Origin of the sequence: Paenibacillus sp. V4I5, from assembly GCF_030817255.1 — a bacterium.
Taxonomy (GTDB): domain Bacteria; phylum Bacillota; class Bacilli; order Paenibacillales; family NBRC-103111; genus Paenibacillus_E.
Genome location: NZ_JAUSZB010000002.1, coordinates 7,375,938 through 7,392,130, shown reverse-complemented (window position 1 = coordinate 7,392,130; position 16,193 = coordinate 7,375,938). Strand labels below are relative to the sequence as shown.

The window sequence follows — 16,193 nt, the reverse complement described above, 5'->3', positions numbered from 1 at the left end:
AGGGACAATCAATTAAGTGAACAACTTATTTTTTCACATTTTTCATAAAATCCCAGCCGCCCGTATTGGTATTCGTAGTCTTCCCATCTGGTCCTACGGCTGTGTATTTAAAGTTAATCGCTCCATAATTCAACTCAATGTATTCATCTAAATGATTTAAGTTATATGTACTAACGCTAATCTTTTCTAAATCGATGGTTACGATCGGTAACCTTTGTTCGCCCGTCTTAACGAATACAATTTGGCCTTTCTCAATGGTTTTTCCCATGACCATATCCATAAACATCGGAATAGATGAAAGGTCAAAAGTTTTATTAATAGCAATCGCTTCCCGAACCGCTTTTCCTGCACCAGATCCGGTAGTTGAACTGCTGTTTAATGTAGAACTATTTTCGAATTCCAATGAAACATATTGAAGCTGGATCCACTTTTCATATCCTTTCGTAACAGATTCACCCGAAATTCCGTCTAATTTCAGATAAACATCGAAATCACTACTTTCCGCAGCCGCGGGGACAACACCGAAAGCAAGAACAAACAAGCACATGGTGAAGAAGACTATTGAATTTCTTAACCTTCTCAAGCATATCACTCCTCATCTCGTCCGATACAATATGTATCAATTCACCTAAATATATCCGATAATTTTCCTTTTGTAAATGAGGCTTTAGTCAGCCTTTCCTCCAGTTTACTTGGAGCCATCTTTAGCCATGAAATCACCACACATCGGCTGCACGGTATGGCCATCGTATGCGCAGTAATCAGCTTGGCAACACTCACATTATCGATATTAATGCCAAGTAATTCCATCCAAAACAAAAGCAGTCCAAGGCAGATCCTGATCGGTGAGGGTAGAAAACAAGAAGGCTGTCCCAAGTGTAGATAATTCTACTTGAGGACAGCCTTCTTTCACCTAAAATTAAAAGACAGCTGGGCTGCAAGATTATACCTGCCCAACTGTCCTCGTTGTTTTGTATACGGGTGCATTCTTATGGACTATGTTTCGTTCCCTTATTCTTTAACAGACCCTAACGTAATCCCATGGATAAAAAATCTCTGCAGAAACGGATAAATAATGAGAACAGGAATCATAGCAATAAAGATTTTAGCCGCGTTCAAGGTTTGATTAGAAAGTTCACTCATCTTCTGTATTTGTTCCGCGGTCATGGTATTAGCATCCACAATAACGACCAGTTGCTGAATGTAGGTTTGCAGCGGGTAATGATCCGCATTCGACATCAACACGAGACCGTTAAAGAACTCATTCCAGTGATAGACGATGCTGAACAAGGTTACGGTTGCCAACACGGGAACTGCCAGTGGAATGAAAATTTTCACAAGCATATACCAAGGCCCCGCCCCATCTACAAGAGCAGCCTCCTCCAATTCCTTAGGCAAATTACGGAAATAGTTAATGACCAGAATCACACTGAAAATCGGCACACTGTTCCCTAGGACAAGCGCCCAAATATTATTGATCAAGCCTAAAGATTTAACCGTTTGATACCAAGGGATTAATCCTCCGTTGAATAACATCGTAAACACCAAAATCCACATCAGTACATTTCTAAACGGTAAGTCCTTCGCATTTTTGGATAAGGGGTAACCCATCAGAATAATAATCACGAAGTTAAGACTCGATCCCAACACGACTCGCTGTATCGAAATCCAAAACGAATTGAAAAACTTACTGTCACCCATAATTTCATGATAAGAGTTCAAATTAAACCCCACCGGCCATAAGCCAACTTGCCCCGAGGATGCTGCTGCATTATCACTTAATGAGACAGCAAGGGTATACCATAAAGGAAGAACACATAATAGCGCTATGCCAACCAGCAGCACGATTAGGAAAAGATCAAATGCTCTGGAGCCGATTGTTGTTTCTTTGACCATTTTCATGCTCCTTTATATTAAAAAATACGATAATTTGCAAACTTAGCAGCTAGGAAATAGGAAGTTGTAATGAGAAGAAAACTGATGACCGATTTTAAAAGTCCCATTGCCGTCGCCAATCCATACTGGAGATTCAATAAACCTGTCCGATAGACCCATGTGTCAATAATATCTCCGCTTGAATAGACAAGTGGATTATAGAGGTTGAAAATTTGGTCAAATCCAGCATTTAAGACATTGCCTAGGCTGAGCACTGAAAGCAAAATAACCGTTGTCATAATTCCAGGAAGTGTGACATGAATTAATCGCTGCCAGCGAGTGGCGCCGTCAATCGCAGCCGCTTCGTATAAAGCAGGATTGATTCCCGTTAAAGCCGCCAAAAAAATAATCGTGTTAAATCCAAATTCCTTCCAGACGTCACTACCTACAATGATAAAAGGAAACAAATCCGCCCTGGCAAAGAACAAAGTAGGACTTATACCGAATATACCCAAGATCCCGTTAACAGGTCCTTTATAGGACAACACATCCAACAAGATACCCGAAAGAATGACCCATGATAAAAAATGCGGTAAATAAACAATCGTCTGTACCCATCTTTTCAAAAACGCAATGCGTAATTCATTCAGCAATAATGCGAAGATAAGAGGTACAATCATATTCGCGATAATCTTCATGACGGCAATAAATAACGTATTGAAAAATACCGTTTTACTATCGTTAAGCGTGAACATATATTTGAAATTTTCCAAGCCGATCCATTCGGAACGGAACATGCCTAGACCTGGATTGAAATCTTGAAAAGCAATGACTATCCCGAACATAGGAACGATACTAAACAGCGTCAACCATATAAATCCTGGAAGAAGCATGAGATAGTAATGTTTGGCAAACCCCTTCGTAACCATCCTACCGATCACTTCCATTCTCTCTATTGTAAGGGAAAGGCGCCAGAGTTCTCTGACGCCTCCATGCTTTCTTACTATTTGATACTCTCATCGATTTCAGCCAGAATTTGATCTCCGCCTTGCTTTTTCCAGTCTGTTACGAACTTATCAAAGGTATCCAGCGGCGCAGCTCCCATGATAATTTTGAGGAATGTTTCCTTTTCTAATTTATCGAGTGAAGCCCATCTGCTTTCCATGGTTTTAGTCTGTGAGTAGGTAACACTATACGTTTTCTTAAACGGCTTCTGCAGCGGTGATATCCCTACAAGTGTGGAATACATACGTTTCCATGCCCCTAAATCCGCGTTAGGATCCCAGTATTGAATATCATACTTATCATAAGGCTCGAGTTTCACTTTTTTTACTTTTTCAGCATCGGCTTTTAGTAATTTATATCCTGGCATATCTAGATCTTCCGGCTTTTTGGTGCCTGCAAGAACCTCTTTCATCATCTTATACGTGACATCCATCTCATCCATTGGGGCAAATACAACACGTAGCGGATAGTTTCCAATTGCCACTTTGACATCGAATTTGGATTCATCACGCAGCAAAAGATTTTCCATTTGAATGGCGGCTTCTGGATGTTCGTAACCTTTCCGAACAACCAGATATTGATTGGACGGATTCCCCATATGCGGTGTAAATTCACCATTCACATCCAGAGGTGCCGTATAAGCTTGCCAGTTTGCCTTCGGATTATTCTTGATCGCATCCGCTAATGGACCATAACCGCCAGCCCACCATAGACCAAAATAAATGCCTGAAGTTCCATTCTTGATCAGCTCCTGCGCATCCTTCCGAATGGTCATTTCCTTATCAATCAAGCCTTTGGCATAGAGATCACGCAGCTTCGAAAGAGCTTGCTTCGTCTCTGGCTGAAGGGAGCCATAGGTTGTTTTACCATCAGCACCTTTTAACCAAAATCCTGGGTAGGAATGATAAGAAGAAAAGACAGGGTCGAAACCATAGTTATTATTATTGGGATTAATAAAATCTGCATTGAGTAAACCGCCTAATTGCGGTCCTGATATCCCAATGGTATCGGCTTTTCCATTCCCGTCAGGGTCTTGTTCGACAAAAGCTTTTGCCACTTTCTCCAGATCGTCGATCGTTTTAGGTGGTTGAAGGCCTAATTTATCCAACCAATCCTTGCGAATCCACATCATGTGAACCATATCTGATTCTGTCGTGACGTTAGGAAGGGCATACATCTTCCCATCGACGGTAACCGACTTAAGCGCAAGCCCTTGCGTTGTTTCAATGATATGTTTGATCGCAGGTGAGGCATATTTATTATAAACTTCAGTCAAATCAGCGAGTTGACCGCTTTTAACCATTTGTCTGAACTGCGTATCCTTCACAACTAACGCATCCGGCAAATCGTTACTGGCTATAGATAAATTTACTTTTTGGTCGTAATCCTTACCGCTGGCAGCTTGCCAAACAATTTTGGTATCGATATTCAAGTTTTCTTTGATATAACGGGTATATTGGTTGCTTTCCGGAGAGTCTCCTGCTGGTAAGCTCTTATCGGATGCGTCTACATCTTTACCAATTTTAATCGTAATCGGTTTGGCCGATTTGGTGAATGGACCCGCCTCAGCTGCTGTTTGAGTTGCTCCCGTCTTCGCAGGTTCCGTGGAAGCTGTAGGTGATTGCTTTGCCGTCTCTGAGCATGCGGACAATACGACTAGCATCCCAGCAAGTAACAGCAGCATGCTTTTTTTAGATCTTCTCATATAAAGCCCCTTCTTTCGCTTTTAGAATTTATCTACATCCTAAAAGTATCACGAAACATCTCGCTACAAGGATGGAAAACGGTTACACATATAGAGGGGTAAATGACCGAGAATTCGCAGATCATCCCCTTTTTCTTATGAATTTGCGGCATTTGACCCTCTAGTTTTCGGACATTTCTCTACCCGTTACACTCTTCAGCCGATACTCGCTTGGCAACTGGCCTGTTTGCTCCCGAAAGGTACGGCTAAAATACTTTTCATCCATATATCCAACGTTCTCTGCAATCCAGAGAATCGTTTTGTTCGTATAAAGCAGATACTCCTTTGCTTTCTCTATGCGTTTGTGACGTAAATGCTCACTAAAATTAATGCCTACAATTTCTTTAAAGCACTGACTGAAGTAGCTTCTACTCATATTAACCCGCTTCGCAATACTCGAGGCTGTAATTTGCTCTTTCATCTCTTCATTTGCAATGTAAACAGCTTTCATCACACAGTCTACAACCTCTTGTGAAAAAGAAGGTTTATCAATCGCCTTGCGAATCATTTCACGAGTAGCCATCAACCATTCTTCAACCTGAAGCCAGCTTTCAAATGAATCAGGCAATTGGATTTTCGCCAAATCAACAGGATGAAATAAAAGATTCCACTTGTCGATTAACGCATATAACAACCCAATCAGCTTCGTTTGAGGTAAACGCAGCTGCTTCAAATCATGGATATGAGCTGTAAAGAGGTTATCTTGATAGACCCATTCGTGACCCGACCATTGCTCCTTCACTAGGTTTAAGTCTTTTTGAGCTGCCTCCAGTTGATGATTGTCCTCTTCAAGAACTGCAGAACCTAGGCCATGAGAGGACTCATTATCATAGAAGATATCATGTGGATTGGTGGTATGCTTCTGCTCCTCCATAATCCGCTTGTAGATTCGCTCCAACACTTCCTCAAAGCGCTCCTTTTCAAGCTGAACCTTGGCAATATAATCAATAGCTCCAAGTCTCAGTGCCTCTTGGATATATTCAAAATCTTGATGGAAGGTTAGCACGACGGTATAAATGCTTGGATATTGCTTTCTCACTATTTTCAATAATTCTATACCCGACATAACAGGCATCGCTAAGTCAGTCAGCAATAAATCTATCGGGTTCGCTGCAATAAATTCCAAGGCTTTCTCGCCATTACTGGCTTCCCCGACAACTTCCATGTCAAAATCATGCCAAGGCATGGCTGATATAAGACCCTTGCGAACCAATTTATCATCATCAACAATCATCACTTTAATCATGACGGGGTTTCACCTCCATAATAGGTAAGGAAACAAGTATGGTTGTCCCTTTTCCGATAACACTGTTAATACTCAGGTCCGCCTGATCGCCATATTGGGATTCGAGCATTCGCTTAACATAATTTAAGCCAATCCCCATACCGACTTTTTTATTTTCAACTTCCGGATTATGCAATAGGTTATGAATCGTTTCTTCCGACATTCCTGAACCGTTATCATGAATCGAGATATGAATGGCATTCGTTAAACTAACATCTACCTTGATATATCCGTCATCACTTAACCCATGATAAAGCGAATTTTCTACAAGCGGCTGGAGGATGAAGCGAGGAATCGGCATTTTCCAAACCTCTTCATCGACATTCAACTGCACATCAAATTTAAAATCATAGCGAATCTGCTGTAAAATCAAATATTGCTTTAAGGCTTCTATTTCTTCATAAATGGTTGAGGCCTGCCCCAGCTTGCCTAAATTATAATGCAGCAGCTTATTTAATGAGGATACAAGACGATCGATCTCATCCTGTCCGTTCATGAGGGCTAACCAATGCACCGTATCCAATGTATTCATTAAAAAATGAGGATTAATTTGATAGAGCAATTTCTCTACCTCAAGATCCACTCTTCGCTTCTCTTTTTGCTCGACTTCGGCGAACAAATTCCAAATCTGTTCTCTCATTTGCCTAAATTGATGCAATAGAAAATCAAACTCCGGAATTTTGGTTCGTACCGTAACAGCCTGGACTCGGTTTTGTGCCATCAGCTTGATTTCTCTATTAAAGCCATTCAAAGGGAGATAGACCATTTTCCATAATAGCCAGGCCATGAATACACTCAGCCCTAGAAAAACGAGCGAAAACAGTAAGATTTGAGCAAACCATTGATTCATCTCTTTATTGTAATCTGCTTTAGGAATGACCGACACGATACTCCACCCTTGATTGCTTGCCTGCCTAAACCAATAAAATTCATTATGTGTGCCAAATGCTTCTTCTTTGGAGAAATTAGGAAAAATCGTATCTTTCGCAAAAGCATCGGGAAGCTCAGAAAACGCGATTCGACCATTATTGTCTAGGAAAATGTGAGAATTCCCACCGCCAAATTGATCATTATTAAGAATATTCTGCGTGAGATGAAACCCCGTTTCAATGTAGACATAGACATCATCACGAAGAGGTAAATCCACTTTCCTTAGTGCAGATAAAACAAAATTATTATCAAAACGATTGTTACTTAGATGAGGACCATAATAGGAAATTCCCGAGTATGCAGCCAGTAATGGCAGCTTTTCAGGGGAAAAATTCTCCTTTACGCCCGAATTTTCGAGATCATACGTATGGTCATTTTGAAAATAATATAAGGTTAAGCCAATGTTAGGGTTGGTAAACGTGACTAAGCTTAATTCATCTTTTAATTCTCTTATCATTTGCGAGCGTTCGTAAGATTGACTTGCGGGAAGCGATAACATTTGATCCAACTTCTTACCTACACTTCCTGCAAAAGCTAGCTGCTGAGAGACATGATTTAAATTGCTTATCGTACTCTCCAAGGAAAGGCCTACTTGTTTTAAGTTACTTTGAATACCGCTTTGAATTTTATTTGTAAGAATGGAATAAATCGTGTAATACGAGATAAGAACGATACAAATAAATGGAATCAATGTACTGCATAAGAAAATAATAAAAATCCTCTTTTTCAAAGTTAAGTAATCATACAGAAATGATTTCATATTTTCCTGCATCTTAACAAACAATAGTAATCACTCCCCTCTGTTCAGGCTACATACCCAATTCCTTGCTTGTCCTTAATCTTTTTCGATATTCGGAAGGTGTATATCCAAAATGCGTTTTAAACACACCGATAAAATAACTCAAAGTGTTGAATCCGACATCAAGCGAAATCTCTGTAATCTTCTTGTTGCTATCTTTCAGCATCAATGCCGCTCGCTGCGCTCGTATCTGGTTTAAGTATTCCAGTGGACTCTTTCCTGTAAAACCCTTGAAATATCGGCAGAAATAAGACTCGCTAAAAGAAACAATCGCCGCAAGGTCCTCCAATCGAATCGGACTGCTATAGTTAACTTGCATGTATTCAATAATTAGCTTTAATCGATCTATATGCGTCGGGTTAACGGAAAGCGGAAGTTCACGGAAAGCAGGACCTCCCAGCATAATTAGCTTTGAAATGATCAATTGCAGCAATGCTTTTGTAGAAAGCTCATATAAAGGCCTTTCATTTACATTCAAATCGAACACTTGCAGCAATAACGCTAATAGCTCCCTTTCCTCTGCAGTATGATGGCTGATGTGGGCAGGAGTGACAAATTTCTGCTGGATTAGCGGGTTAATATATTTCTCACGAACAAGGTCAAACCGCTCCCCTCCCAATATATCCGAATGAAACACCACGGCAGTGAAGGTACATTCTTCGTTAGCGGATATACGCCCAGAATGAAGCTGACCGGAATTCACGAAAATCGCTTCCCCGGCTTCCAATTCATAGTCATCCATAGAAACACGGAATACCGCCTTTCCCTTTGTAAGCATGAGCAACTCCAACTCATCATGCCAATGGAGTTCAAGCAGTTCTTCCCCTGGCTGGCAGCAGATTTCATAAACTCGGATCGGATAAAGCGGATCGCCGTGAATGCGGTCCTCTTTTAAATTCGCTTGCTGCATGGCAATAGTTCCCCCTTAGAGAATTTCAAATCATATGTCAAAATACTGATATTTTTTCACAATATAACGAAAGGAATGGAGCTTTTAAATCAATATAATTATATTACAACACTTTGGAGGGATGATGGCAATGAAATTTTCTAACGGTTATTGGATGGTAAAAGAAGGGTACACCGTCCTTAATCCAGTCGATGTCCGCGATATACATCAAGAAGACGACAGTCTGACAGTATATGCTGCCGCTCGGAAGATTCAGCGAAAAGGGGATACTTTAAATGGTGCGATGCTGACTTGTGAACTGAGCTCGCCTCTTCCGGATATCATCCGTGTGCGCTGGACTCATCATGCAGGTAAACGTTCGCAAGGACCCGCTTTTGAATTGTTCGATAATCCGCAGACTCCTGTTTCTATCGATGACAGCAACGATCATGTGGCCATGAAATCCGGCGGATTAAGTGTCAAAGTCAACAAACATAGTACGTGGGGAGCTGAATTCTCTTTCGAAGGCCGTCGTCTAACTGGTACCAACAGCAAAGGTGCGGGACATATCACGACAGCTAACAAAGAGATTTACTTTCGCGAGCAGCTTGACCTTGGCATAGGTGAGCATATTTACGGACTCGGAGAAAGATTTACAAATGTAGTGAAAAACGGGCAAACGGTGGATATTTGGAACGAAGATGGCGGCACGAGCAGTGAGCAATCCTACAAAAATGTGCCCTTTTACTTATCCAGTAAAGGATATGGCGTTTTCGTCAATCATCCCGAGCACGTATCCTTCGAAGTCGGCTCTGAGGTTGTGTCGAAAGTCCAGTTCAGCGTACCTGGCGAAAATGTGGAGTATTTCATTGTTGGCGGTAAGACGTTAAAAGATGTTCTGAATAATTATACGAAACTTACCGGCAAACCCGCTCTGCCGCCGGCCTGGTCGTTCGGTCTATGGTTAACAACCTCCTTCACAACGGATTATGACGAAGCTACCGTGAACAGTTTCATTGACGGAATGTTTGAACGAGACCTTCCGCTGCATGTTTTCCATTTTGATTGTTTCTGGATGAAGGAATATCAATGGACCAACTTTGAGTGGGATGCCGATATGTTCCCTGATCCGGTAGGTATGTTGGGGCGCTTAAAGGACAAAGGACTCAAAATCTGTGTCTGGATCAATTCGTACATTGGCCAGAAATCACCGCTCTTTCAAGAAGGCATGGACAAGGGATATTTGGTCAAAACCTTGGATGATCACGTTTGGCAGTGGGATCTCTGGCAGGCCGGCATGGGGCTTGTCGATTTCACCAATCCGGAAGCAACGGAGTGGTACAAAGGTCATTTAAGACGGCTGATCGATATGGGCGTGGACTGCTTTAAAACCGATTTCGGCGAGCGCATCCCGACCGATGTCAAATACCACGACGGTTCAGATCCATTCAAAATGCATAACTACTATACATTCCTATACAATAAGGCCGTATTTGAAGTGCTGGAAGAAAAACTCGGCAAGAACGAGGCCATGTTATTTGCCCGCTCCGCAACGGCTGGAGGACAGCAATTCCCTGTACACTGGGGCGGCGACTGTTCTGCCAATTACGACTCCATGGCGGAGTCGCTTCGTGGAGGCCTTTCACTCGGCTTATCCGGTTTCGGTTTCTGGAGCCATGACATCAGCGGTTTTGAAAAAACAGCCCCACCTGATATTTATAAGCGTTGGGTAGCTTTTGGCCTGCTGTCCTCTCACAGCCGTTTGCATGGCAATGAGTCTTACCGTGTTCCATGGCTGTTTGACGAAGAAGCGGTCGATGTACTCCGACACTTCACAAAGCTAAAAAGCACGTTGATGCCCTATCTATTTGCAAGTGCAATCCAATCCACAGAAATGGGAATTCCGATGATGCGCGCAATGGTGCTGGATTTCCCATCAGATCCGTCCACTCATCACCTGGATACGCAATACATGTTGGGAGACAACCTGCTCGTTGCCCCAATCTTTAACGATCAGGGAACTGTGATGTATTATGTTCCAGAAGGACGTTGGACCGATTTCTTCACTGGACGAGTTGTTGAAGGCGGTAAATGGCAGGAAGAAACGCATGGCTACATGACGCTGCCTTTGCTAGTTAAACCTAATACGCTGCTTGCCGTAGGAGCAAACGATCAGAAGCCTGATTACGATTATGCGAACGGCGTATCTCTTCATTTATTTGAACTGGAGGATGGAGCAGCAGCGGAAACGTCAATTTATGACGTGCAAGCTAATCTGCAATTATCCGTAAAAGCAGTCCGAATGAATGAACTGATCGACATCTCTGTTCAAGGCGGAACTAAACCCTACACCATCGTACTAAGAGGCTTCAATCAAATCTCATCCGTAGAAGGCGCATCTTGGACAAAATCAGCAATCGGCATCGTGCTAACTCCCGAGTCCGGCATATCGAAGATAGCTGTACGATTGTAATAAATAAACGGCTGGCCCTGTTATTCATACAAGGTCAGCCGTTTACAACATTCGAATCGGTATTCAGAACGAAATTCATACTCCCATTGGATAAATCCAATGGAAGTAGCAGGCAGACTGCAATTATTTGAATACCAATAATTACACTGAAAAAGCAGATAAACGTTCATCTGCTTTTTCAGCTATCTTTTTGCAAACCGAATAGGCCGCCTGCCGCGTCTGCCCACCCTTGCGAACATTCTCGATATACAAATCATTGATTTCTTCGTATGCAGCTTGTCTTATTATACCACCATACGCAAATACAAAGTTAGTGTTCGGCGAGCATTCGCGGGATTTTTCGGGGTCGATCTACCTTACATCGAGATTACATGATTGTAATCCAAAAAAACACAAAAAGGCTTCTCCGTGACCGGAAAAGCCGTTCTTCCAAGCATCATTTCTATCTTAGAGCAAACCTCAATCAAATATAGAATGAAGAGTATGAATCGTTAGGGATTTAACCTTAACGTTCCCATCTTTCGCATACAGTTTTATGCCTATTGACGAGGATAATGGGAAAATCTGATCCGTCATGACGAGTTTTCCGTCATTCACAAAAGCTTCGATGGACGATCGGTCCACGAAAATATGCAGCTTAACGTTTCCAGTCTCCGCTTTCAATAAAGCGCTGTGCTTGCATGCAAAATCACTATGAAAATCGATAGCTCCAGAACGACTGCGATCAATAAACAGCAGCTGCTCATGAGTGCTATAACCAACGATTGTTTCCTCTGTTTCGGAGGCTCTTAGCTTCAAACCAAATTCTAACTCATCGTCAAACTCAAATTCAACGATGATTTCAAGCAAATCGCCATGCGTTACCGTTAATTCTGAATGGCTCAGCTCAAAAGCTGCCCAATTCTGTTCACTCCGCCTTTGAGCCTGGAGCTCACGAATAGGCATCTGAAGGAGCCGGACTCCCTCCAATTCCGCCGTAAGTGTTAGCTCTCTAGGAAGCGTCATCGCTCCTCTCCAATCGGAAGTTGGAATCACATTGGCATATTTCCAATTGTTCATCCACCCAATAAACAGGCGTCTTCCTTGCTGTTCAGGCACGTCTGACCACGTGACACCTGCGTAATTATCTCTCCCGTGATCCAGCCAAAGAAGTGGAGCCGGGGATTCCTCTGGAACAAAAGTATTCCCATTGAAAGAACCAATGAAATACTGCGTGCGTGATCCTTCCAGAAAGTTGGCTTCTTCCCCAATACTAACAATAAGCACCCATCTCCTGTTGATGGTATCGCCATCTACAGGCAGTTCGAATAAATCCGGACATTCCCAAACGCCGTCATGGGAGCCTTGCCCAACCCCAAATTCACCAGAACAGGTCCAATCTTTCAAATTCGGTGATTTGTAAAATCGAATGACGTCGCCTGCAGCAATGACCATCACCCAGCTTTGCTGAGGATTGAACCAAAATACTTTGGGATCACGAAAATCAGGCAGTGCTTCTTCTATGAGCACAGGGTTGTAAGCGTATTTTGTCCAGGTTCGCCCACGATCCGTGCTGTAAGCAAGACTTTGTCTTTGCCTAGTTAGATCTGTCCCCGGTTTCGTATCATGATGTGTGAAAATAGCGACTAGACCTGACTTACCGCCAAAAAAGCCGCTCGTATCATGTTTATCTACCACTACGCTTCCTGAAAAAATAGCACCGTGTTCATCAGGCGCAAGCGCTATGGGAAGATGCTCCCAGTGAACCAGATCCTGACTGACAGCGTGACCCCAATGCATAGGTCCCCAAACCGTACTTTCGGGGTGGTATTGATAGAAAAGATGATACTCCCCCTCATAAAATACCATCCCATTCGGATCATTCATCCACTGATCTTTCGGTGTGAAATGAAGCTGCGGCCGGAATATTGTTTGATTATTAGCTGTTATCATGATGCTTCGTCACCTTTCGTATCTCTTCTAGGCTCGGCATCGCCGGTATGGCTCCTCTTCGGGTTGTCGCTAAGGCACCTGCTGCATTGGCGAAGCTGATCATACTTCGAATTTCAGTTTCACTCATTGTGTGAATGGCTTGATTAGAATCCATCCAACTGTTAAGGAAACCTCCGAAGAACGCATCCCCTGCACCTGTAGCGTCTATGGCATCTACTGCATAACCGCTAACGCTCCCCGTTACTTGACCGAAACGGTAAAAAGCACCTTTTTCGGCCAGCGTAATTAAAATGACGGAAGGGCCAAAGGCTTCATATAACATGCGTGATCCCGCTTCAAGATCCGCAGCGCCCGTTAGGAATATGAGTTCTTCTTCGGATATTTTCACGATGTCAGCATGCGCCAAACCATATTCCATCATACGTTTAGCATGCTCCAAATCGTCCCACAGCGGAACTCGCAAATTAGGATCAAACGATATCGTGCAGCCATTTTCTTTGGCGAATAGCAGTGCTTTCCTTGTCGCGGAGGCCGATGGCTCATTCGTCATGGACAACGAGCCAAAGTGAAATAACTTCGACTGCGCGATCATATCGAGGAGTACCTCATTTTCCGTCAGCAAGGTGTCGGCTCCAGGTTTACGATAAAAACTAAAGGAGCGGTCTCCACTTGCATCCAATTGAACAAAAGCCAGTGTCGTATTTGCTTCTTTGCTCATCACTACGCCCTGCGTATTAATTCCGCACAGCCCTAACGTATCCACTAGGTATTGTCCGTGAATGTCCGATCCGACTTTGCTGATGAAGCCAGTCCGCTTGCCCCACTTGGCTAAGGCAGCCAGCACATTGGCTGGCGCGCCCCCAGGATTGCGTTCAAATAAAGCATAACCTAACTCTGAGTTTCCAGCTGGTGTGAAGTCGATTAACACTTCACCTAATGCAACGATATCATACATCGCTATCTCTACCTCCCGATATTGTTTATCCGCTTTTTCTCTACACCGACACCTGAAATGCCGGTTTTATCTCCCATATTCGCATGGACGTGATTCGAATGTCTCGATCCCCGTGCAAAAGTAACCCTAGCGCGTCCAGTCTAGATGGGTAGGCGCGTGTCGTTAAGCTTTTTAGCCCGTTAGCGTAGACCTCGATCAATGAACGATCCACGAAAACCCGCAATTGCAGCGGTTCACCGTGAAGCTCAAGCAGCCCCTCTTGAATGCCAGTCGTTCGTTCACCCGTATCTAGCGTTGTTTTATTTCGATTCACGCCAAGCCGCTCACGTTCCTGATCATAGAAGAGAACGGTCTCCTCTTCTCCGTCTGGTGTTCGTCTTAACGAGATTCCATATTGGTGCTCTGCCTCTGAACCAAATATTAGTTCTATCTCAAACGTATCACTCCGTATGTGCCGCAAGCTCTCATTTGCTTCCTCTAAACTTAGATCCAGTACGTTCAGAAGCTCCATCCCTCGGAGTTGACGCATTTCCTCAATGGGTTCGATCCCGAGCAGCCCATCCTCCCTTAAAGTCAAACTTATCGGCATGCCAGCGCCGTGCGACCACCCGCAATCGTAATCAATTTCAGGTGTACGCTCCCCCTGTGCAATCGTAAATAGAAGCGATCTTCCTGTTAAGGGATCAACCATGCCGCTCGGACCTGTGAAATGGAAATCACCTACATCGATGAGTCCCGGCTCTTCATGATCCGGAATGAACTGATAACGTGCACGATCCCATATCCCGATCCAATAATTCACTTCTACTTTAGCCTCAGACCCCCATGGGCTTATCAGCAAAATATGTTTGCCCGTTTCCTCACCATTACGTTTTAACGGCAGGAGTACTGGCAGTTCCCATACAACGCCAAGGTATGGATACTTCTCGTAATTGCTCACGTAAAGAGGACCTTCTAGTTGCCAATCGGTCAAGTTCGCAGAACGGTACACCATCGCGGTTCCGCCTTGTCCCTCTATCCCCGTGCCGACGAGCATGATCCATTCTTCATTTTCTTTCCACACATAGGGATCACGGAATTCGCCAAAGTATCCAACGCCAGGCTCCTGAACCACGATTGGCTCGGGATGCTTCACCCAAGTCTTCAAATCTAAGTCTCCATCCCGCAGAAAAGTGGTTCGAGCCAGCCCCACCGATTGATTTGGAGAACATGCGTTATTCCCTGCTGTATAAAATAATGCCGGATAACCGTGTTCATCATAAGCTGCGCTTCCTGACCAGATTCCATCCGGATCAAGGCCGGGTTCCGGCGCCAAAGCCGCAGGAAGATCGCGCCAATGAACTAAATCTTCACTCACCCAATGTCCCCAATGGATGTAATGCCAGAATGGGCCGTTTGGGTTGAATTGGTAGAACAAATGATACTGTCCATTGAAATAAATCGGCGCATGCGGCTCGTTCATCCAATGCCCCGGCGAAGTTAAATGATACACGGGACGATGCCGGTCCTGAACAAAGTTAGCTCTAGTTATGGACAGATCTTCGTAAGAAATAGCGGGTGCAGCTCCGCCGTGTTCGGTTAAATAATCCCGATAAGTTCTCGCAATGTCCTCCTCAGACATCGCGAGATCATATAAACAAAGTTCATCCATCAAACCGTCGAACATATTCATCGTAAAGGCTTCTGCTAAAATAACACCCTTGTTATTGCGCCCGATTATCAAATCTTCTTGACTGGGAGTAATCAAAGTATTCTTCTGCGAATGCTGCTTAACCGCTACCTCACACCCGTTTACATATAACTTCAGCCGTCCAGTTACCGAATCGTAAGTAGCGCAGACGAAGGACCAAACTCCCTTAGGGAGTGGATGATCATGGCACCAAATATCAACCCATTCTTCGCCAAGCGCAAGCTGGAGCGACCAAGACCCATGGCGAGATAATCCGAATATATAACCCTCGCAACGTTCTCTGTCATGTTGATTGACGATGGCGGCGAGTCGCCGCTCATCTCCGAAGTCATAGCTGCGGGGAGCTATCCAAGCGGTAATCGTTAAAGCTCCCGACAAGCTAGGGCATTGGTCTGCTGGGCGCTGCAGCCACGTTGAATAACCATCAAACAACAGCGCACATCCACGAACCCCTTTACGCCAAACCGGATCTTGCGGCGGCTGAAACCGACCTTTCGTAAGGGCATATTGAATTGAATCCCCATTACCCAAATACGGATCATGCGCTATGCGCCCCTGCCCCTCATCGAAGGACCAATAGGCAATAGGTTCCATGCTCGATACCTCCTGCTTTCCC

General features: G+C 43.8%; 11 protein-coding genes. 1 reads left to right on the top strand and 10 read right to left on the bottom strand.

Going from position 1 to position 16,193, the window contains the following annotated elements; genetic code table 11:
* Nucleotides 1-25 precede the first annotated feature (25 nt).
* The 7 genes from QFZ78_RS35200 to QFZ78_RS35170 all read right to left on the bottom strand — a co-directional run bounded on the left by QFZ78_RS35200 (nt 26) and on the right by QFZ78_RS35170 (nt 8,548).
* A complete protein-coding gene (locus QFZ78_RS35200; protein ID WP_307554311.1) occupies nt 26-583 on the bottom strand; it encodes an Hcp family type VI secretion system effector in 558 nt (185 codons plus the stop codon).
* A 428-nt stretch (nt 584-1,011) separates the two neighbouring features.
* Nucleotides 1,012-1,896: a carbohydrate ABC transporter permease gene (locus QFZ78_RS35195; RefSeq protein WP_307554309.1), complete on the bottom strand. Its 885-nt coding sequence runs from the start codon at nt 1,894-1,896 to the stop codon at nt 1,012-1,014.
* Between the two features lie 17 nt (nt 1,897-1,913).
* Nucleotides 1,914-2,804, bottom strand: a complete 891-nt coding sequence (locus QFZ78_RS35190; RefSeq protein ID WP_307554307.1) for an ABC transporter permease — start codon at nt 2,802-2,804, stop codon at nt 1,914-1,916.
* A gap of 74 nt (nt 2,805-2,878) precedes the next feature.
* Nucleotides 2,879-4,585 carry an extracellular solute-binding protein gene (locus QFZ78_RS35185; protein ID WP_307554305.1) on the bottom strand — a complete coding sequence of 569 codons (1,707 nt, stop codon included), beginning with the start codon at nt 4,583-4,585 and terminating at the stop codon, nt 2,879-2,881.
* 160 nt (nt 4,586-4,745) lie between these two features.
* Nucleotides 4,746-5,870 carry a response regulator transcription factor gene (locus tag QFZ78_RS35180; RefSeq protein WP_307554303.1) on the bottom strand — a complete coding sequence of 375 codons (1,125 nt, stop codon included), beginning with the start codon at nt 5,868-5,870 and terminating at the stop codon, nt 4,746-4,748.
* Nucleotides 5,863-7,599, bottom strand: coding sequence for a sensor histidine kinase (locus QFZ78_RS35175; RefSeq protein WP_307556058.1), 1,737 nt, complete (start codon nt 7,597-7,599; stop codon nt 5,863-5,865). Before QFZ78_RS35175 ends, QFZ78_RS35180 begins: the two co-directional genes overlap by 8 nt.
* Before the next feature lie 49 nt (nt 7,600-7,648).
* The gene (locus tag QFZ78_RS35170; RefSeq protein WP_307554301.1) at nt 7,649-8,548 is read right to left on the bottom strand and encodes a helix-turn-helix transcriptional regulator; all 900 of its coding nucleotides are present in this window, start codon (nt 8,546-8,548) and stop codon (nt 7,649-7,651) included.
* A 130-nt stretch (nt 8,549-8,678) separates the two neighbouring features.
* On the opposite strand from QFZ78_RS35170, the gene yicI reads away from it, so the two are divergent.
* Nucleotides 8,679-11,000 (top strand): alpha-xylosidase, encoded by a 2,322-nt coding sequence (gene yicI / locus QFZ78_RS35165; RefSeq protein WP_307554299.1) that lies wholly within the window; start codon nt 8,679-8,681, stop codon nt 10,998-11,000.
* Nucleotides 11,001-11,459: 459 nt separating this feature from the next.
* On the opposite strand, the gene QFZ78_RS35160 is transcribed toward yicI, so the two are convergent.
* From QFZ78_RS35160 to QFZ78_RS35150, 3 genes are read right to left on the bottom strand one after another with little or no spacing between them, the layout of a single operon-like run.
* The gene (locus QFZ78_RS35160; RefSeq protein ID WP_307554297.1) at nt 11,460-12,932 is read right to left on the bottom strand and encodes a glycoside hydrolase family 32 protein; all 1,473 of its coding nucleotides are present in this window, start codon (nt 12,930-12,932) and stop codon (nt 11,460-11,462) included.
* The gene (locus tag QFZ78_RS35155) at nt 12,919-13,887 is read right to left on the bottom strand and encodes a carbohydrate kinase family protein (RefSeq protein WP_307554295.1); all 969 of its coding nucleotides are present in this window, start codon (nt 13,885-13,887) and stop codon (nt 12,919-12,921) included. The genes QFZ78_RS35160 and QFZ78_RS35155 overlap by 14 nt, the downstream gene beginning before the upstream one ends.
* A gap of 40 nt (nt 13,888-13,927) precedes the next feature.
* The gene (locus QFZ78_RS35150) at nt 13,928-16,171 is read right to left on the bottom strand and encodes a GH32 C-terminal domain-containing protein (protein ID WP_307554293.1); all 2,244 of its coding nucleotides are present in this window, start codon (nt 16,169-16,171) and stop codon (nt 13,928-13,930) included.
* Nucleotides 16,172-16,193: the final 22 nt, after the last annotated feature.